Genomic DNA, 18,607 nt, shown 5'->3' on the forward strand with positions numbered 1-18,607 from the left:
TTATGCTAACGTAAATTGAGGTCTTGAAAAAAGCTTATGCAATGCTATTTTATTTAATCCATCCAACTTTTTTTTTCCAAAGATTAATCTCTATTTCTCTTTCAAAAAGGTTTTTTGGAACTGTTTGATTTTCATTTTCTGCTTGTAGTCTTATTTTTTGTGTTTGTTCTTCTATAGTATTTAAACCAATTTTTAATCTTCGAATGTTTACCATCGATAAATCATCGCACATATTTGGACTTAAGACACCATTTTTGTCCCAATCAAATTGAGTCCCAAATAATTGAGGTTTTCTCTCCAATACCGCTATTCTATCTGATAAACGAGCCAAATTTTCTTCGTAATTTTTATTTTCAACTATCCTGTTCTCTAAAATCTTCAAACATTTTTTCATGAATTCAGGTTCGCTAATAGCATGTTGTATAATTAGCCACGCAGATTCACTTGCTTCAATTCCAACTTTTTCAACAGTAGGAAAACCTAATTCATCAATAATCGCATTGAGTTTTTTTGCATTGCTAATGTGAAGATTTTCCATTTCAAGAGCATAACCATGAGAGAGCTTTTTTTGCTCAATCAATTTTTGTCTTAATTCTAAATCCTTATTTTTTAATTTGATTATTTCATTTGCAATTTCAGAATAATTCATTTTATTAGAAAAATTTTCGGTTTTAAAAATAGCTATTCACTTCAGTCTATCTAAAAAAATGTTTTAAAAGTTGGAAGTTTTTCAGTTGTTATTTTCCAACCTTTTCAATTGGCCTGAAACGTAAAGCACTCCAAGTCTCATCAATAGATATTGCAGTTACTGTCGTAATGCCGAAATCTTCACCTGTCATACGAACTGTGTCTCTATTGATATCAGTTTTAATTTTTGATGTGCCTTTTGGATATGCAAACCATAAAACACTATCGTGTTCAATATATTTTAAAACTGTTGTAAGAAAGTCTAAATATTCTTTCTTATTGTTTATAAAAATTAACGTGTTTGTGCTTTTATTTTTTTTATCAAAAGTTAGTTTAAAATCAAGTTTTAAAAATTCACTCTCCAAGGCTGATGGAGCATTAATGATTACTCCATTGTTTTTAAATTTAAATTTTTTTATGATCTCTTGCATTTTTTTTGTAAATATTCTATTAAAAATTGACGAGGGTTAAATGATAAAAATAGCAAATAATTAGGTCTAATATTTCCCATCTGATTTGATTTTTGAAACTTCAAATTCCTAAGCTTTGTATTTTTATCAATCATATTATTTAAAAGTATTTCTCTTTTCTCCATGCTTTTTTTAAATATTTCACCACTTTTTAATGTGATTACAGTAGGTTCTATTTGTGAAAAACAAATGTTAATTGTAAAAATCAATAGCATTGTTGGTAATTTTTATTTCATAGTTTGTAAGTTATTGTACCGATTAATTTTCGGTTTAAAAATAGCTATTCACTTTAGTCCCTCTTAAAAACAGCTTTAAACGTTTGTAAGTTATTCTAACTTTTTTGATCTTATAAAAATCATAGCAACGGCAGTTGTCACGATTCCCATTATCAAAGCACCTATTGCACCTTGTTTAGCATAATTTGAATAGTTAAAGTTTGCTTCTGCTTCTGCAGTCGATTTGAAGTAGCCAATTTCAACAGAACGTTTAATCACATTCGGAAAATATTCTGGCGAAATTACATATGAAATGATCCATTGAGTCAACGGACTTAACATTGCAATGATTACAGACAAAATTAAACCTGAAATAAGTCCTTGTTTATAACTCATTTGGCCACCATAATAAACCTTCTTTTTTTCTTGTAACGCCATAACCATAAACCATATAGCTGGAATGGCGAAAAGATTTGTAAGATAGAGATGGTAGTCAATATAATTACTATGGAGTCCGCTCAACTTTTCTAATACCATCCAAAGTAATGTCATAATTGAGAATAAAATTGCCCATTTGATTTCAATTTTCAGTTTTTTCATGGTCTATTTTTTAAGTTAGTTTCATATAGTTTTATCCATTCCCTAAGCCGTATCTTTCCTAATATTACCATATACTTAAGTTATATAAAAACTTTTAAACGAGTAAGTTACCGTTAATTACAAAGTAAATATATTTGATTTAAATTACAAATTAAATTTTTTCTGGTAAAAATTGCTTTTTGAGTATAAGAATAAACCGAAGTATAAAATGATTTAAAATCGCTATTTGAGTTCTAAAAAAGTAAATTCTTCCAGTTCCAGTTCTAGTTATAAAAAGTATAGAAACAGCTGAATGAGCAGCACTTGGTGGTTTGTGAGATGGTAATATCGAGTGATGCGAAAAGGGTATTTAACTTCCATCTTCTACTATGATGTACTGTATTATGACCTTAAGATTTAGAAAATAGGCTTGTTTTGAATAACCAATAAGAACAATGTTTTATGTAAACACACACCTATTTTAGAGGATATTTTGGGTGCAAAGTTCTTATACAATTTGACGTTTTTGCCGTTTTGATTACGGAACTGTCTGCATCGATTAAAGTGTTATTGTATCACAACTGCTTATTTTATAGCGTTATTTAGTTTTCTTTGCGGGTAATGTAAAATAAAAAGAAGAACCTGCGCCTTCTGTACTTTCTACCCAAATTTTACCTCCATTTTTTTCTACAAAGCCTTTCGATAATATTAATCCGATACCGGCTTCTTTATCCTTTTTCCATGTGTTTGAAATAGTGGTTATTTCTGGTGTAAAGAGTTTATCTTTTATATCTTTTGTAATGCCTATTCCGTCATCTTTTATCTCAATGATAATTGAATTTTCTTTTGTTTTCGCACGAACTACAATTTTACCGTCTTTATGCGAATATTTTATTGCATTGTTAAGTAGGCTATGGAGTATAGAAGACAGCATTTCGCTGTCTGCAAAAACATTTATATTTTTCTTTATGTTATTATGAAGGTGAACCTTATTTGCAACAGCAATGTCATTTATTGCATCAAACACTTTCTTAACATCGGTATAAAGATCAATTTTTACGGGAGCAAAAGCTTCCGATGCATATTTTATTCTTGCCCATTCTACTAAATAATCCAACAGGTTTAATTGCTGTTTTGACGTTATATGAAGTAGTTGGAGCATTTCTTTTGCTGCATCCTTATCCATTTTATCAAAATTTTTATTTAGGTATTCAGCTGTACCTGTTACTCCTGTGAGTAGAGTTCTAAAATCATGTGACAGTATAAAAAGTATACTTTCTTTATGCACGCTAAGTTCTTCTACATCTCTTGCATACTTTTCTGCATTCTGTCTCTCGGTTAGGTCTCGAAGGATTTTGACATACCCTTTTACTTCTCCATCTTCACCTTTTAAAGGATAAACTTGACCGTACGCATAAAATTTGCTTCCGTCTTTACGAATGTGCCATCTGTTGTCTGCAGCTTTTCCATCTTGTAGTGCTTTTTTAATTTCAGCTTTTGGCAGGCCTTTGGTTTTGTCATCTTCAGTAAAAATAATATCAAAGTCTTTCCCCATTATTTCTTCTACTTCATATTGAAATAATTGTGTTGAGCCTGAACTCCAGCTGTTTATTTTTAAGTCATTATCCATTGAAAAAATGGAATAATCAGGCATGCTGTCTATGACCTGACTAAAAAACTCTGCTGAAAGGATGTGCTCACCTTCGGGTGCGCTTGATTTTTTATTTTTCATTGGATTCGTTTAGAAATACGTTTTATTGCCTAATTGCTGCTATTTGATTCCTTTTTTCTAGCGTTAATAATTCAAATTCACTCCAAAACCTAATCCCATATCACTATCGAAATGTGTTTTAATGCTAACGTTTCTTTTAATAATATAGCGTATTCCTGCCATGAATTCTTTATCTGTATTCCACATCAAATCCATTCTTAATCTTTTTGAAACGGGAATGTCCATTCGTTCAAATTGCAATCTGAAATTACCGTCTGTAAAAACTTCGGCTTGTGCTTTTATAAGCATGGGCAATGTGTATTCTAATCCTGCACTAAATACAGAACGTTCGTCTTTGGTGCTACCTTGTCCAAATATATTTTTATCCATTTCGCCATCTTCCATTTTTCTGTATCGCCAATCAAATCCAACAAACGGCATAATCCATTGCATTTTGCCAATGTAACGCCCAATGTGTGTTTCTGTTTCATAACCGTGCATATTGTTATAACCCAATCTCCATTCTGTTCCGATGCTCCAACGTGTGTTGCTAAACATTGCCATTCCGTCATTTCCATTGGTTGCAAAATCATTTTCTGCCATAAGATGAAATTTTCGGTCTTCGCCAAATAATTTTCGTTGTGCTAATTTTGGATTTGGTATTAATGGATTTGGTGCTTGATTTTCATACGTAAAAACTCTGCCCATTCCTGCCATCATGTGATAGAGGATATGACAATGAAAAAACCAATCGCCCTCTACATTAGCGTTAAATTCTAAAACATCCGTTTCCATTGGCATAATGTCGATGATGTTTTTGAGTGGTGCGTAATCGCCTTGTCCGTTAAGAATTCTAAAATCGTGTCCATGCAAGTGCATCGGGTGTCGCATCATGGAACCATTGTATATTGTGATCCGAACATTCTCGCCTTTTTTGATTAAAATTTTATCGGTTTCAGAAACCACTTTATTGTCTAAACTCCAAACATAACGGTTCATATTTCCTGACAATTCAAATCGCAATTCTTTAATCGGTGCGTCTTTTGGTAGCGTTGTCTTTTTTGGCGACTTTAACATGGCGTAATTTAACGTTACAATGTCCGAAAGTTTATTACTGTTATAATCGTCTTCGGTGCTGCTTGCTGCATGCGCGGCCATTTTCATTTCATTCCCATTGTGTTTAGAATGATCCATTTTTTCACCATCACTTTTTTCTGCTTTCTCTTTGCTCTTGCCGTTTTTCTCATCTCCAGTAATTTCGGGATACATAACTACGTTCATATCCATCTGATTGTAGGACATACTCATTCCCATATCGTCTAAATCACCGTTCATTTTCATCATATCATTCATCATTTTCATACCTTCAAAATATTTTAATTTTGGTAGGGGAGAAGTAAGCTGTTTGATGCCATCACCTAAATATAGTGATGCTGATTTTGTGCGGTCTTCAGAAGTCACCAAAAATTCGTAAGCGGTTTTATCGGCTGGAATGGTAACAATTACATCGTAAGTTTCGGAAACGGCAACAATTAATCTGTCCACTTCTACTGGTTCTACATCGTTACCATCATTAGCAACAACAGTCATTTTTCCGCCTGCATAATTGAGCCAAAAGTAGGTTGATGCACCACCATTTGAAATTCGTAATCGCACTTTATCGCCACCTTTAAATTGAGATAATTGACTTTCGTTTTTACCGTTAATTAAGAATTTATTGTAATAGACATCACTTACATCCATTGCGTTCATTCGTTTCCATTCGTTCGTTACTTTGGTTTTGAAATTTCCTTGTTGGATTGCTTCGGCATAACTTTGCGTGGTACCTTTTTGAATGGCAAACCAATCGGTTGCGTTATGCAACATGCGGTGTACGTTATTTGGATTTACGTCTGTCCATTCGCTTAAAAGTAAAGGTACGCTTGGCAAATCATCAATTCCTTTTCTAAAGGTTGGGTCGTTTGGTTTTTTGAGCATTATAAAGCTGCCGTACATCCCAATTTGTTCTTGTAAACCCGAATGACTATGATACCAATGTGTTCCGTTTTGAATGATTGGAAATGTATATTTGTGAGTAGTGTTTGGTTCAATTGGCATTTGTGTTAAAAAAGGAACGCCATCTTCTTTGTTTGGTAAAAATAATCCGTGCCAATGCAATGAGGTACTTTCTTTTAGCTCGTTATGTACATAAATTTCGGCAATGTCACCTTCGGTAAATGTGAGGGTTGGCATCGGAATTTGTCCGTTTACAGCAATGGCATGTTTTGGTTTTTCACCAAAAGTTACTAGTGTATCACGAACAAATAAATCATAACGAACGATTTTTTGAGCTGATGAAATTGTTGAAATAAAAGAAAGAAACAAGCTTACAATAATTATTTTTGAGTTGTACGTATTGCAGCCCGACTTGAACGGAGCTCTTTTTTGTGAAGCGTAGCGGAGCAAAAAAAGCGGGAGTGGAAGGCGGAATAGCTGCCCAAATGATTTTAATTTCATAATTTATTTTTTAAATCAGTACACATAACATAATGCCACTCATTGCAATCATCAATGCATCTTCAATAATAGTTACAGTACTCATGGGTAAATTGAAAACTGCTCCCAAACAGGCACATTGAATTTTCTTTTTGTTTAAGACCGATTGTAGTACACCAATGATACTGATACTCATTACGAGTACTGTAAGTGAATTAGTTAGTATCGGATTGAAATTGATTAGAAATGCAATTCCCAATCCTAATTCAATAAAAACATATAGGTATGCCCATGCTGGAATTTTTTTTGCTAGAACATCATACATCACATAACTTTCAGCAAAACCTTTGATATTTAGTAATTTAAAAAAAGAGAAAATAAGAAAGAATCCTGACATAAAATGTCTCATTGCTTGCATAAAGTCAAATTTTGTATTTTGCGTTTGCACCAATGTAGTTACTAATAAAATGTAGAAAAAGATCAGCAAAATGGGTTTGTAGGTTTCAAACCATGACTTAGTTTGTTCTCCAATTTCACTGTGATTGATTGCTGATATTTGATATTTTGAGTCTAAAACGTGTTGTAAGTTGGGTAAAGCAATGTGTTTATCCATTGTAATAGTTGCGGTTTCAGTATCTTTTGAAACGGTAACATTTGTAACATTTTCTATTGTTGATAGAGCCGATTTTACTTTTGCTTCACAACTTGAACAGGTCATTCCTAGTACTGTGTAGGTGTGTGTCATGAGTTTGTATAATTAAAATCAACTTCACAAAAAATAATGCAAAGTTGATTTATTAGATTTTAAAATAGTATTGATTTACATAACAGGTTCAGTTAATGGCATTCCGCATTTTGAACATTCACTGTTTAATTCACCTTGAACTTCTGGGTGCATCGGACAAGAAAAAATTTTGGTTTCTACTTCCTTTTTGGTTGTTTCTTTCACAAAAACGGTGTCTTTCTCCATAATTATAGTTTTACTTTCTGAACTTGTTGCATCATTTGTAATGACAGTAGTGTCAGTTACTACTATTTCATTTTCAGTTGATGTATCTTCTTTGCTTTTTTGGTTGCAAGAAACAGTTACTAATGCCAATGCTACAGCGGTTAAAATTACATTTTTCATTTTTTTATCTTTTTAAAACAAAACAATATACTTTTTTAGATAAGTAGTTAGTCTTGAATTGATTATATTTTTACTTCTTGCAGATTTCTGCACATTTTCTATCTGCAATATTATAATGTCTTTGCATTTAGAATGTTACAGATTTATTTGTTTAAGTTGTGTAATTCACATTTCAATTACTTTATAGTTTCGACAACTTTACCACAGCTTAACATCATTGAGCCATAATACGGATTTTTAACTGTATTTTCTTTGCTTAACCAGTTGGCCCCTTTACCATTGTTTGCCATTGGACAATATTGGTAGTATGTTGGTGTTTTTTGTTTTGAGACTTTAATTAAAGCGTAGATATTTGATGAAAGCGTATCAAAATGATCTCTTTGTTTTTTCGCATCTTTAGTGTTTGCGATGATTTGAGTATCTACTTTTATGGTTTTTAAAACCTTCATCCAAACGGTGTGTTGGTCTGTATTTAAAGTTTCCATTTTGACAGCATTTATTGCTGAAAGCAATTCTTTTGCTTTTGTAGATGCTGCGTTTCCGTCTGTTTTTACTAAAGCATTTTTAACCTCAAAATAGTTGTCGAAAACAGCTTTTAGTGGGTTGGTTTCCATCGCCTGTATACTAGCACTTAGTTTTTTTGCTTCAACCGTTGTTGATTCTGAATGATTTGCGTGTTCACTGTGGTTTTCTGCAGCAATTTCTTTTTTAGGCTCTGTTTTTACATCAATTTTTGCTTCTCTATCGTATTGGCAACAGCCAGGAAGGTTTGAATATACGTTATCAGGGGCAAGAAATTTTTCGCTGTCGTAACCAGATAATGCAATGCTTTTTAAAATTTCATCTGGATTTGTTTTTTTGCTATCATACGTTACTGTAGCCATTTTTGTATCTTCGTTCCAATCTACAGTGGCTATATTTTTTATATTACCAGCTTTTTCGATTGCTGTTTCACACATCCCGCAGTTACCAAAGATTTTAACTGTTTCGGTTACTGAACTTTTAATTTGTGCGTTGGACACTGTAAAAGATAGCAATACTGTGATTGCTACCCATGTTTTTGACATTAGTTTCATTTTAATAAATTTTAATATTTGATATATAAATAATTTTGAAAACAAAGTATTTGTTTTCGACAAGACAGTTTTATGGCTGTTAAAATTCTAAATTATTATATTTTTGGTGGAAGCCAAACGGAAGTAAAACCTGAAGAAATATAGGTTTCTGAATGATGAAATTTTGGTTTTTCAGTAGAAAAATTAAAATTATAGTTGTTAAATTCTATTTCGTTGAACGAAATTAAACTAAAGTTTACTGTTGATGTGGTGCAGTTTGAATGACCACATTTTCCGCCACAACTATTGTCTTCTTCATTAGATTGTGTTTTTTTACAACACTCTTTCTTTTCGGTTTTAGAAGTCGCTTCTTTTTTGTTACACTCTTTTTCAGTTTTAGTTCCACATGCATAACCCAAAGATGGCAACAAAAAGAAGCCAAGCGATAGCATTATAATTAATATGTGTAACCTTTTTTTCATTTGTCAAAGATAAGGCGTAATTCTAAAATATTATGTTAATTTTCAGCAGGGTTTTTAGTGATCCGTGTAGCAAAGAGGTAGCAGTTACTATTTCGTTGCCAGACAACAGGCGTGGAGTAGCTAACGTATTTTTATATTTTATAAAAACCAAACAAAGGAAGATAAACATCCTGAAAGTGAATTCTAGCGGTCGTTTTTGACAGCCTGATGTGCGTTCGCTTTTTTCTAGTTGCTAATTTTTTTTCAGCTATCTTCTGCTAAATTGTAGTCCAAAATACCCTGGTGTATGGTCCAAAATGTTTAGGATCTCTGAGAATATTTGATCTTCATTATAAAAGATAATTTACTCAATCGGTTTTTTGGAGTGCCTTAATTATTTTACTGTATAGCAGTTGTTCATCAACAGGTTTAGAGACATAATCGTTCATTCCCATAGCTTGGGCTTTTTCCAAATCAACAGAAGTAACATCTGCAGTTAGTGCTATGATGGGAATATCAGATTTCATAATGTTACGCACGTATGCGGTTGCATCAAAGCCATTCATTTCGGGCATTTGTAAATCCATTAGCACCAGGTCGTACTTATTTTGTTCTAGTTTTTCAATCGCAATTTTTCCGTTGCCCGCAATATCTACATCAAAGCCAAAGTCAGCAAGTATTATTTTAATTAAAAGTTGATTCAGTGGCATGTCTTCGGCTACCAATATGTTTATTTTTTTTACCTCGGCTTGTGTGTTTGAAACCGGTTCCGATTCCTGCTCTATTTTTTGATTTGTTTTAGCAAAGTTTAATTGGAAACTAAAGGCTGATCCTTTGCCTAATTCGCTTTCCACGCGTATGGTGCCACCTTGCTGTTCTATCAATTTTTTAACGATGGTTAGCCCAAGACCAGTACCTCCATAAAGGCGCGAGTTTTCATAAGTTGCTTGTCCAAAATCTTCAAAAATATGTTCGAGTTTGGTTTTATGGATTCCAATTCCGGTGTCGGTTATGGTAAATTCAATAGTTATTTCCTCTGTATCTTGTTTAAGCAAGGAAACACAAATGGTTATTTTTCCTGCGTTCGTAAACTTAACAGCATTGCTTATCAAATTCAAAATGATTTGGCGCAACCGGATAGAATCGCCCATTATAATTTCGGGTATTGCGGTGTCAAATTGTGTTATCAATTCTAAATTTTTCTCCTTTATTTTCATATCGAATAATTGGAGCATTGATGAGAGCGAATCAGCTAAATTGAACGAAGTTTGTTCAAAAGTCATTTTACCAGCATCTACTTTGGCAAGGTCAAGAATATCGTTAATTAAAACAAGCAGGGCATCTCCGGAATCCTTAATTGCCGTTAAGTAGTCTTCCTGACTTTTGTCTAATTTCGATTTTAAAAGTACATTAGTAAACCCTATAATGGCGTTCATAGGAGTTCGTATTTCGTGGCTCATGTTGCTCAAAAATTGTTGCTTGGCTTGCATGGCATCCTCAGCAGCAATTTGTGCAGTTTCGGCTTTGTATTTAGCATCTTTCTGCTCGTGAATATCGGTATTAGTTCCTACCCACATTTTTATTTTTCCGTGTTCATCTTTAATGGGTAAAGCCCTGCTTAAATGCCATTTGTATGCACCGTGTTTATTTAAGATTCGGCATTCCATGTCAAAAATTTCTCCAGTTTTAAAGGAGTTTGACCAATTTGTTATAGTCATCTCCAAGTCATCGGGGTGAATTACTTTTTCCCATCCCCAACCTTTTAATTTTTCAAACTCTAGTCCTGTGTCATCCAGCCATTTTTTATTAAAATAAATCACATTACCCTCTGTGTCGGCGTTAGTTATTTTTTGAGGCATAGAATCTAAAATCTGTCTTAAATTCCTTTCGCTTTCTATAATTCCCCTTTTTGCAATCACCTGATCAGTTACTTCATTACCAATAATAGTAATACCTGAAATAGTCTGGTCCGCTTCTAAATAAGGCTGGAAAACAAAATTGAAAAAATACTCTTCCTTTATAGTTCCATGCATATTTTTAGGGCTCTGTACTTCAATACCATGAAAAGGAATACCGGTGGCACGTACCTCATCAAGCATATCTAGGAATGTGGTGTTTTTAAGTTCGGGCATAATTTCAAGCAGCGATTTACCTTCTATATCGTTTCCTCTTCCCCACACTTCTTTAATCTGGTCGTTGGCAAGTTCAATAGTCAGATCTTTACCTTTTAGCACGGCAAAAGTAAATGGCGAATTCATCAGCATCATGTTATATCGCTTATCACTTTCTTCTATTTTTTTGCGCGCCATCACCATTTCTGTTACTTCATACGCTATTTGTGTAACACCAGAAATGGAGTTGTCTGCGTCATAATAGGGTTGGAAAACAACGTTAAAATATTTATGTTTAAGCTTACCATTGTAGGTTACTTTTCCGAGTATTTCATTGGCATAGAATGGAATACCTGTTATGTATACTTTCTCGATCATTTCAGGAAATGGCTGATCCTTAATCTCTGGTAATATTTCCAAGAGCTTTTTTCCTTCTACATCTTTACCTTTTCCCCAAAAATCTTTCATTAAATCGTTAGCAAGGGTAACCATCATATCTTTTCCTTTCATTACACAAAAAGCAAATGGCGAATCCATAAGCATCATGTAATACCGATTGCTAATTTCTTCTATTTTCTTCAATGCTTTCTGGTCTGCATTGTGTAGTGCGGCTAATGCATTTTTTACAATCACAGCTGTTGTTACTTCATAAGCAATAATGGTGATCCCAGAAATAGTCTCATCTGCTTCCAGATAGGGTTGATACACAAAATTGAAATAAACATCCTCCAATTTACCATTGCGAAAAACAGGGCAAAGTACCTCATCTCCGCAAAATGGTGTACCGCTGGTATAAACCTTATCGAGCAAATCGGGAAATTCGGAATCTTTGATCTCAGGTAAAACTTCAAGTAAAGTCTTTCCTTCTAAGTCCTTGCCTTTTCCCCACATTTCTTTTACGGAATCATTGGCTAGGGTTATCACCATATTTTTTCCCTTGAGTATAGCAAAACCAAAAGGAGATTTAAGAAGCATCATGTTGTATCGCTTTTCGCTTTCCTCCAGTTGCTTTATGGCTTTTTGCTCTGCATCAAGTTGCGCTACAAGCGTTTTATTTTCAGTAACATCATCAGAACGCTGAATGATATATTGTACATTATTGTTATCATCTAGAATAGGGGAGTTCACTACTTTCCAATACTTTGTTTCAAATCCACCACCTTCAGATGCAGGTTTAGGAATATCGTATCTTATTACTGGCAAGGTATCGGCAGTTTTATTTTTGATCACGCGGTTGAAAGAAGCTCGAATCGTACTTTCTTCATTTCGGTTTGTATTGTCAGGATTAGATGGAAAAACATAAAAAATGTTTTGTCCAGTAATAAACTCACGGGTGGTTTTGGTTTTTTTAATAAAATCGTCTGAAGCAGCAATAATGATAAAGCTGGTATCTATAACAAGCATCAATGCGGGAGACTGCTCGAATATCCTGATGTAATCTTTTGCATCCATATGTTTGTAAATATCAGATAAAAAATCCGATTAATGAATGTAAAAGCTTGCCAATGATTTTATATTTGCTTGCTTAATAATATCGGTATATCAAATGAAGTTCGCTTTATTAGAATTTTGACTGATGGGAAGCATAAGGATTTGCCACTTAGAGATGGCTGGGAGTTCGTAAACGCTCATTTGTCGTCTAAAGGGAAGCTTAGAAAACGGTAATTCTACAAAATACAGCTAGCTAAAATTGCTAGTATGGGAATGTGGTTATTTTTGAATTATTTTAAATGGAAGATTATCTAAAAACCTCAAAACGAAAATTATTTGTTTGAGAATTAAAATAAAGGATTTAGACTATAATTAAAACTCTTTTAGATGAAAGTCAACTTATGGTTAAATAGGTTTAAAATTCGGCTTAGGTTTTGTAGGTTATAAATACGAATCCAATATAAGCTGAATTGAGAGTTTGATTGTTTTCATAGTTCCTGTCAAAATTGGTTTTAAGGGTAGGTGCAGGTTTGCTAAAAAGTAAAGGAAAAACACTAAAAAAAAACAAGCTAAAAACGGCTTCAAAAAAAGAGGATACTAAATCCTATTGATATTCTGTATCTAATTTTTGCGGTTTGTTATTTTTCTTGTCATTCAGTTTTCCCTTTGAATGTTGCATAAATTGCCATTGCGTGTCCGTGTCCTAATTCAAATTCTTCTTTGAGCCAATTTGTAATTTCGGAAGCCTTAATTTCCGGATTAATTTTTCCGTCAATTATAAATTCTTTTGTTTCAGCCATTTTTTTAAAGTCAGCAGGAGTCTTTCCTGTTTTTGCTTTTATATTGTCTATGTATGCTTGAAATGACATAAATTTTTAATTTTCGTTAGAATTTAATTTATGATAGTAAATATATGAAATAGCCAAAATTCCAAACACAATCAATGGGAAAAATGTTTGTCCATTTAGTCCGTCAACTGCTCCGTGACTAATTATTGCAAAAACAAAGTTAAATGCAAATCCGGCATAAGCCCATTCTTTTACTCGTTTCGGAACTTGTGGAATAACTAACGCCAAAACTCCTAAAATCTTAAAAACAACCAATGCGTTTCCAAAGTATTCTGGATAACCCAAATGTTTAATTCCTTCTTTTGCTAATTCTGTTTGTGAAGTCAATGCAGGCATTAGTCCTTCAAATAAAGCAATGATTGTTGTCGCTGTCCAATAAATTATTTTGTCTTTTTTCATTTTTTTATATTGTTAATCTTCTGCCGTGAGTTGCGGTACAATGATCGCTAATGTTCCCTTGCTATGCGACTTTGCGTTCAAAGCGGGAGGAGTATTCTTCGCTAAGATAGAATTTATTCCTAAAAATAGAATTGAAGCTACTGAAAACCAGTAATAATTGCATAGGAAGTGTTAGCGGTTCTGACCTATCCTGATTCACTTTTTTTATAATGTCTAAGTGTTTTTTTTGGACGTGATAAAATATGAAGTTTTTGTTATGAAAAATTGTATTCCGGGTTTCACTATTAGATATAAAACCGCTCCAATTAAGCTAAGAATTGATATTATTCCGATGGGTAGCACACCACCAAAAGTAAAAGTCATACCAAGAACAAATCCTAGAAAACATTCGGCCTTGTAAATAGGCAAGAAAATTGCAAGAACTAACAATGAAACAATCAGATAGAATGGTATTTCAGAATATCCTAAAGTAAAAAAAACGGATAGCAATAATCCGAAAGATAATGCTGCAATGAAGGCATAAAATATATTTACTGGGAATTTAGAAATAGTTGAATTATTTCTAATTCTCTTTTGTATTTTGTATAATAGAAACCACGTAAGCAATGGAATTAGAATTCCTCCCAACCAATTTGAAAATTTAGGTAAGTCTTCATTTTGTAGTATGTGATGGCTAGGTACACCATCATGGAAATGATCCCAAATTAAAAGCACCCAAATAGCAGCAGTAGTTATTGCAGTGAAATATAAACGAATCTTATAAAATTCCCTTTCTCTCATTTTATTTTACATTTTAGGATTTCAAATCTCTAGCAGTTTTCCATTGGCGCCTTGCATAACTGCTAAAATTCCGGTAACACAAGCAGTTTGGTACTAAATTAATCCCTATTTTAGGACTTGCCAAATCATCTTAAACACAAAAGTAATTTTCCATTAAGCCAATTGCCCAAATCCGTTGTAGCGTGTGTTACCTGTTTTTTTTTCTTTTCAATTGGGAATATGATTGAAAAACAATTATTGTCAAATTAAATACTAATAAGTAATAACCAATTTTTAGTTGCTCTATGTCTTTAAATATTTTTCCGAAGTACAGTATAATTAAAGGTGCCGTCAATAAAGTCAAGTTTATTGCACCTAAAATAAAAATTGTTTTCGGTTTCTCTTTGAACGAATAGATTATTAGAAGTAGATTTAATAAAAGTGAAATCGTAAACGGAAATATTGCCCATTGTGGAGTTTTAATATCTTCTATAAATATTTTTCCAATTTGATAGCCGTTTATTGTTAGTTCTTTTTGAGTTTAACAAAATCAGTAATTGCCTTTTTCTTCTTTAAAGTTAATTCTTCTAAAGTCAAGTTAAATTCTTTTCCATTAAGTTCAGTTTTGGGATTGCTTTTTACTTCTTCCAATAATGGACTTTTTTTCAGCATTGTATTTTCAGCAATATCTTTGTCAGAACAAGTTTGAAAAAACGGAAGGAATAGAATGAATAAACTAATTATTGAGAGCTTCTTTAACATGTTAGCTGATTGTATTTATACTGTTCATTAGTTGTTTCGGTCTCAAAATAAAAGGTAACGTTCTGGCACTACAGCGGGTTTGGGACTAAATCAAGCCCTATTTTTGGATTTGCCAAATCATCCCAAATACAAGACCATTTTTCTATTAAGCCAAATACCCAAATCCGTTGTAGTGGCTGTTGTGCGACGTTCTATTTCTCGAATTCATATTGATTAAGACCTAATTCGCCGCCATTTGTAAACTTTATAAATGAATGATCTCCATCTTCGTCGTATTCCCAATTTCCAGTTTCGTATTCTTTAATTCCATCATAAATTTTATAAGAATTGTCGAGAAACAATTCTAACACGCAAGATCGACGGCTATTATAATTTTTTAAGTCATATTTCCCAACATATTCTGCTTCGATTAAAGAATTTTCGTAATGACTTTTTATAATAGATGAGAAATAAAAACCAAAGACAACTAAAAACAAAATTCCAAAAATTAATCGTCGCTTTCCTTTATACCAAATTGCATACACCAAAAATATGGAACTAATAAATATGAAAATAAAATGTACAAATAATTCTATCATGTTATTGTCTTGATTTATCCGCAATATTGGCGAATGTCGCACAACGTCAGACTGTGAAAAAACCTCACACCCGAGCGATAGCGAATAGACGGAGTAATCTTTCAAACAAATACATTAAAAATCTTGTAAGAAAAATAAATATTTTGTATTTTTAAACATGCAATACATACAAGGAATACAGCGTAATCAACTGCAAATAGTGAGTATAGAGGACACGATAAGCCAAGACAATCCAGTTCTCCCGAAGCTTCGGGATTATAGATACTTTTTTAAATAGCACCAACTTCTCTAAAAACAGTTTTCAATGACTTGAAAACCGACTTTTAAGGCTTTATATTTTTACAAACTAAAACCTAAAGCCAAAAATAAACCTCGCTTAAAATCCTTAAACGAGGTTGTTTTTTATGTTTATCTTGAAATTTTACTTTTTAAGAGAGTTGCACAACTGCTACGTGTGTTGGCAGTAGTCGCTTTATATAATGCTACTTAAATACTCTTCAGCTGTCATAATTGGAATTGTAGAATTCTTAAAATCTTTTCCGTTTCTAGTTATAATTATTGAGCAGTTAGATTGTAAAGCAGTAAAATATTGAACAGAATCTTCAAAATCTTTGAAATTCGAATTCAACGCTTTGTCAATTGTTTCCTCATTAACCTCACAAACTTCACAGATTATTTTAAATTTTCGAAGCTTATTCAGAACAGATTCGGAAGTTTCATATTTATTCAAAACATAATCTATTGTAGTAAATGAAAGAGGTGAGACAATTAGAGTAAGTTTTTTTTGGTCTGCCAAGGTAGCAACCTTAGCAATTGAATCAAAAAAAGGAACTCTTTCTCCCAACAAATCTAATATTACGTTGGTATCTAAAAATATCCTGCTCATTTGTATTTTTGTTCTAAATAATCAGCACGATCTTTTTTATAATCATAATCATCTGGAATTTTAATTCCTGAAGAAAGACTTTTTACGAATGGCGAAATTTGTATGTCATTATTCGTTTTATCTGAAGTCAAAGAATTAAGGTAATTTTCTATAATTCGAGATAAGCTTAATTTTTTTTCAGACGCATAATGTTTAGCTTTTTCAATTATCTCTTGGTCAAGCTTTAATGTGAGTTTAGTATCCATAACATAAAATATTTATACGTACAAATATATAAATTTAGGACGTAATAAATGTTAATTTCGATTTTTTTTTTTGCGATTACTGCCAACGTTCCCGCGCTACAGCGGGTTTGGGTCTAAATTAGCGTTATTTTTCTGCTTAACCAAATTCTCACAAATACAAAACCATTTTTAAATTAAGCCAATTACCCAAATCACTAGTAACAAGTGTTACCACTCGTTTATCTTCAGAATATTAGTTGTTGTATTTCGTTTCGGATTAAGAATAAAAAAACCAAAATCAATAATGTAATTATGTTTGTTTTGGATTCAATATATTTCCGCTTTCTATAGTTTGAATAAGTTTTCAGTCCTAAATACCCACCAATTATTACAATCGGTAAATAATCTAAAATTATTTCAACGTACCATAGTTCTGAAATTCTGCTTGCAGTTGCACCTTCACCATAAATTCCCCAAAAAATAAAAATTTCGATTAGGAACAATAAAATGAGAAGTATAAAAAGTAAAGCACTACTAATTACAATACTTTTATATTCGGTCTTTAGTTTAGTGAATTCACGTATATTCAAAATGAGTCATTATTAAAGTAGAAGCATAAAATAACAGCAAATAAATGTATTCCAATCAATAAGTATTTCCATTTCGGTTTAAGTATAAAAATTCGGCTATAGATGGGGATTTGAATTAAAGCTAGTACAAAACCAATGAAATTTATTTCGTTATTTAACTTTGCTAATAACATTGTAAAAGGGAAGATTATTTTTGCTGGAATATATGTACCGTGTCCACCGCCTGCAAAGATTATCGTTACAAGTAGACATAAAAACGTAATTGTTAATATTTTAACGATTTTCATTTAAATGAGTGGTAACGTTCCCGCGCTACAAGCAGTTTGGGACTAAATTAAGCCCATTATTCGGATTTGCCAAATCTTCCTGACACAAAACCAATTTCAAATTAAGCCTAATACCCAAATTGCTTGTAGCGTGTGTTACTGGAGGCTTGTTTTTGTCGAAATTACAATTTAATCGCAAAATTTTCACGCTTCTGTTGGCAAAATCCAACTTTCAAGTTTATTCAAAACTTGTTATATTTCCACACTTCATTAATGTGCTGGTCTATGAATTGAAAGTATAACAAAAAGAATAACTGGTAAATATGAAATTGTAATTATAAAAAAGTAATACCAATTTTTATGGTTATTTTTATAATACTCAAAAGCAAAAAGTATTATTGATAATATTGTAAAAACTATAGGCGAATAGAATAAAATTAATTCTCCAAAGAAATAAGGTAAATCTACCACAAACCAACCTCCATTATTTCCAAAAGTCAGAAATAGTAAAAAAATAATAAGATTTAATATTCCAAAGCTTGTTAAGACTTTCTCAATTATTTTCAATTTCATATCAGTTTCATCTATCAATTAGACATTTTTTTGTCAGTTCGGTTATGCATCTTATTTTTTTAAGCTATTAAAATTGACTTTCCTTTTCAATTTTCACGCTTCTACTTTGTTAACTTCTTGCGGAAACAAATGTATATTTTCTAATTGTTTTTATCTGCGTAATTTCGGCACAAGTCTCCAGTAACGTTCCCGGGCTAGGCGAAGTGCCTTCTTTCGCCCGCTTCACTAATAATTGCTAAAATAGCCAAATTTTTTAATTTGTACTATTTTATCAAAAGAAGCGCAAGGCATTTTGCTTAGCCCGTGTGCTTGTTGCACAACTCGAACAAATATATCAAAAAAAACTTGCAAAAAAGTAAAAGAAATTGTATTTTTAACTATGCAAGGAAGAAAAGAAC

The 18,607-nt window shown here is 32.4% G+C and carries 17 protein-coding genes; all 17 read right to left on the bottom strand.

Annotation, left to right across the window (positions count from 1 at the left end):
• Positions 1 to 49: 49 nt before the first annotated feature.
• On the bottom strand, positions 50 to 649 hold the full coding sequence (locus IQ05_RS13510) for a DUF6624 domain-containing protein (RefSeq protein ID WP_144893821.1): 600 nt from the start codon (positions 647 to 649) through the stop codon (positions 50 to 52).
• Positions 650 to 737: 88 nt separating this feature from the next.
• Positions 738 to 1,118 carry a hypothetical protein gene (locus IQ05_RS13515; RefSeq protein WP_144893823.1) on the bottom strand — a complete coding sequence of 127 codons (381 nt, stop codon included), beginning with the start codon at positions 1,116 to 1,118 and terminating at the stop codon, positions 738 to 740.
• A 365-nt stretch (positions 1,119 to 1,483) separates the two neighbouring features.
• Positions 1,484 to 1,972, bottom strand: coding sequence for a DUF4199 domain-containing protein (locus IQ05_RS13520; protein WP_144893825.1), 489 nt, complete (start codon positions 1,970 to 1,972; stop codon positions 1,484 to 1,486).
• A gap of 577 nt (positions 1,973 to 2,549) precedes the next feature.
• Positions 2,550 to 3,683 (bottom strand): PAS domain-containing sensor histidine kinase, encoded by a 1,134-nt coding sequence (locus tag IQ05_RS13525; protein WP_144893827.1) that lies wholly within the window; start codon positions 3,681 to 3,683, stop codon positions 2,550 to 2,552.
• Between the two features lie 63 nt (positions 3,684 to 3,746).
• Entirely contained in the window at positions 3,747 to 6,158 is a 2,412-nt protein-coding gene (locus IQ05_RS13530) for a multicopper oxidase domain-containing protein (RefSeq protein WP_244289581.1), read from the bottom strand.
• A 10-nt stretch (positions 6,159 to 6,168) separates the two neighbouring features.
• A complete protein-coding gene (locus IQ05_RS13535; protein ID WP_144893829.1) occupies positions 6,169 to 6,882 on the bottom strand; it encodes a heavy-metal-associated domain-containing protein in 714 nt (237 codons plus the stop codon).
• A gap of 75 nt (positions 6,883 to 6,957) precedes the next feature.
• Complete coding sequence (locus tag IQ05_RS13540) at positions 6,958 to 7,266, bottom strand: heavy metal-binding domain-containing protein (protein ID WP_144893831.1); 309 nt, start codon at positions 7,264 to 7,266, stop codon at positions 6,958 to 6,960.
• 176 nt (positions 7,267 to 7,442) lie between these two features.
• On the bottom strand, positions 7,443 to 8,342 hold the full coding sequence (locus IQ05_RS13545; RefSeq protein WP_144893832.1) for a DUF3347 domain-containing protein: 900 nt from the start codon (positions 8,340 to 8,342) through the stop codon (positions 7,443 to 7,445).
• A gap of 95 nt (positions 8,343 to 8,437) precedes the next feature.
• On the bottom strand, positions 8,438 to 8,803 hold the full coding sequence (locus tag IQ05_RS13550) for a hypothetical protein (protein ID WP_144893834.1): 366 nt from the start codon (positions 8,801 to 8,803) through the stop codon (positions 8,438 to 8,440).
• A gap of 347 nt (positions 8,804 to 9,150) precedes the next feature.
• A complete protein-coding gene (locus IQ05_RS13555; protein WP_144893836.1) occupies positions 9,151 to 12,345 on the bottom strand; it encodes a PAS domain S-box protein in 3,195 nt (1,064 codons plus the stop codon).
• 629 nt (positions 12,346 to 12,974) lie between these two features.
• Positions 12,975 to 13,193, bottom strand: a complete 219-nt coding sequence (locus IQ05_RS13560; protein WP_144893838.1) for a DUF4287 domain-containing protein — start codon at positions 13,191 to 13,193, stop codon at positions 12,975 to 12,977.
• Between the two features lie 6 nt (positions 13,194 to 13,199).
• Positions 13,200 to 13,571, bottom strand: a complete 372-nt coding sequence (locus IQ05_RS13565) for a DoxX family protein (RefSeq protein ID WP_144893840.1) — start codon at positions 13,569 to 13,571, stop codon at positions 13,200 to 13,202.
• A gap of 213 nt (positions 13,572 to 13,784) precedes the next feature.
• Positions 13,785 to 14,351, bottom strand: coding sequence for a hypothetical protein (locus tag IQ05_RS13570; RefSeq protein WP_144893842.1), 567 nt, complete (start codon positions 14,349 to 14,351; stop codon positions 13,785 to 13,787).
• A 504-nt stretch (positions 14,352 to 14,855) separates the two neighbouring features.
• Positions 14,856 to 15,092 carry a hypothetical protein gene (locus IQ05_RS13575; RefSeq protein WP_144893844.1) on the bottom strand — a complete coding sequence of 79 codons (237 nt, stop codon included), beginning with the start codon at positions 15,090 to 15,092 and terminating at the stop codon, positions 14,856 to 14,858.
• A gap of 191 nt (positions 15,093 to 15,283) precedes the next feature.
• On the bottom strand, positions 15,284 to 15,670 hold the full coding sequence (locus IQ05_RS13580) for a hypothetical protein (protein ID WP_144893846.1): 387 nt from the start codon (positions 15,668 to 15,670) through the stop codon (positions 15,284 to 15,286).
• 472 nt (positions 15,671 to 16,142) lie between these two features.
• Positions 16,143 to 16,556 carry a type II toxin-antitoxin system VapC family toxin gene (locus IQ05_RS13585; protein ID WP_144893848.1) on the bottom strand — a complete coding sequence of 138 codons (414 nt, stop codon included), beginning with the start codon at positions 16,554 to 16,556 and terminating at the stop codon, positions 16,143 to 16,145.
• Positions 16,553 to 16,801: a DUF6364 family protein gene (locus tag IQ05_RS13590; protein WP_144893850.1), complete on the bottom strand. Its 249-nt coding sequence runs from the start codon at positions 16,799 to 16,801 to the stop codon at positions 16,553 to 16,555. Before IQ05_RS13590 ends, IQ05_RS13585 begins: the two co-directional genes overlap by 4 nt.
• Between the last annotated feature and the right edge of the window lie 1,806 nt (positions 16,802 to 18,607).

The sequence above is a fragment of the Flavobacterium tiangeerense genome (genome assembly GCF_007830355.1).
In the GTDB taxonomy this organism is placed as follows: Bacteria; Bacteroidota; Bacteroidia; order Flavobacteriales; family Flavobacteriaceae; genus Flavobacterium; species Flavobacterium tiangeerense.

Excerpts from the sequence above, each read along its gene's own strand:
- IQ05_RS13540 (WP_144893831.1), bottom strand. The coding sequence starts at position 7,266 with ATGAAAAATGTAATTTTAACCGCTGTAGCATTGGCATTAGTAACTGTT.
- IQ05_RS13520 (WP_144893825.1), bottom strand. The coding sequence starts at position 1,972 with ATGAAAAAACTGAAAATTGAAATCAAATGGGCAATTTTATTCTCAATT.
- IQ05_RS13515 (WP_144893823.1), bottom strand. The coding sequence starts at position 1,118 with ATGCAAGAGATCATAAAAAAATTTAAATTTAAAAACAATGGAGTAATC.
- IQ05_RS13545 (WP_144893832.1), bottom strand. The coding sequence starts at position 8,342 with ATGAAACTAATGTCAAAAACATGGGTAGCAATCACAGTATTGCTATCT.
- IQ05_RS13580 (WP_144893846.1), bottom strand. The coding sequence starts at position 15,670 with ATGATAGAATTATTTGTACATTTTATTTTCATATTTATTAGTTCCATA.
- IQ05_RS13555 (WP_144893836.1), bottom strand. The coding sequence starts at position 12,345 with ATGGATGCAAAAGATTACATCAGGATATTCGAGCAGTCTCCCGCATTG.
- IQ05_RS13585 (WP_144893848.1), bottom strand. The coding sequence starts at position 16,556 with ATGAGCAGGATATTTTTAGATACCAACGTAATATTAGATTTGTTGGGA.
- IQ05_RS13510 (WP_144893821.1), bottom strand. The coding sequence starts at position 649 with ATGAATTATTCTGAAATTGCAAATGAAATAATCAAATTAAAAAATAAG.
- IQ05_RS13525 (WP_144893827.1), bottom strand. The coding sequence starts at position 3,683 with ATGAAAAATAAAAAATCAAGCGCACCCGAAGGTGAGCACATCCTTTCA.
- IQ05_RS13565 (WP_144893840.1), bottom strand. The coding sequence starts at position 13,571 with ATGAAAAAAGACAAAATAATTTATTGGACAGCGACAACAATCATTGCT.
- IQ05_RS13535 (WP_144893829.1), bottom strand. The coding sequence starts at position 6,882 with ATGACACACACCTACACAGTACTAGGAATGACCTGTTCAAGTTGTGAA.
- IQ05_RS13550 (WP_144893834.1), bottom strand. The coding sequence starts at position 8,803 with ATGAAAAAAAGGTTACACATATTAATTATAATGCTATCGCTTGGCTTC.
- IQ05_RS13560 (WP_144893838.1), bottom strand. The coding sequence starts at position 13,193 with ATGTCATTTCAAGCATACATAGACAATATAAAAGCAAAAACAGGAAAG.
- IQ05_RS13570 (WP_144893842.1), bottom strand. The coding sequence starts at position 14,351 with ATGAGAGAAAGGGAATTTTATAAGATTCGTTTATATTTCACTGCAATA.
- IQ05_RS13530 (WP_244289581.1), bottom strand. The coding sequence starts at position 6,158 with ATGAAATTAAAATCATTTGGGCAGCTATTCCGCCTTCCACTCCCGCTT.
- IQ05_RS13575 (WP_144893844.1), bottom strand. The coding sequence starts at position 15,092 with ATGTTAAAGAAGCTCTCAATAATTAGTTTATTCATTCTATTCCTTCCG.
- IQ05_RS13590 (WP_144893850.1), bottom strand. The coding sequence starts at position 16,801 with ATGGATACTAAACTCACATTAAAGCTTGACCAAGAGATAATTGAAAAA.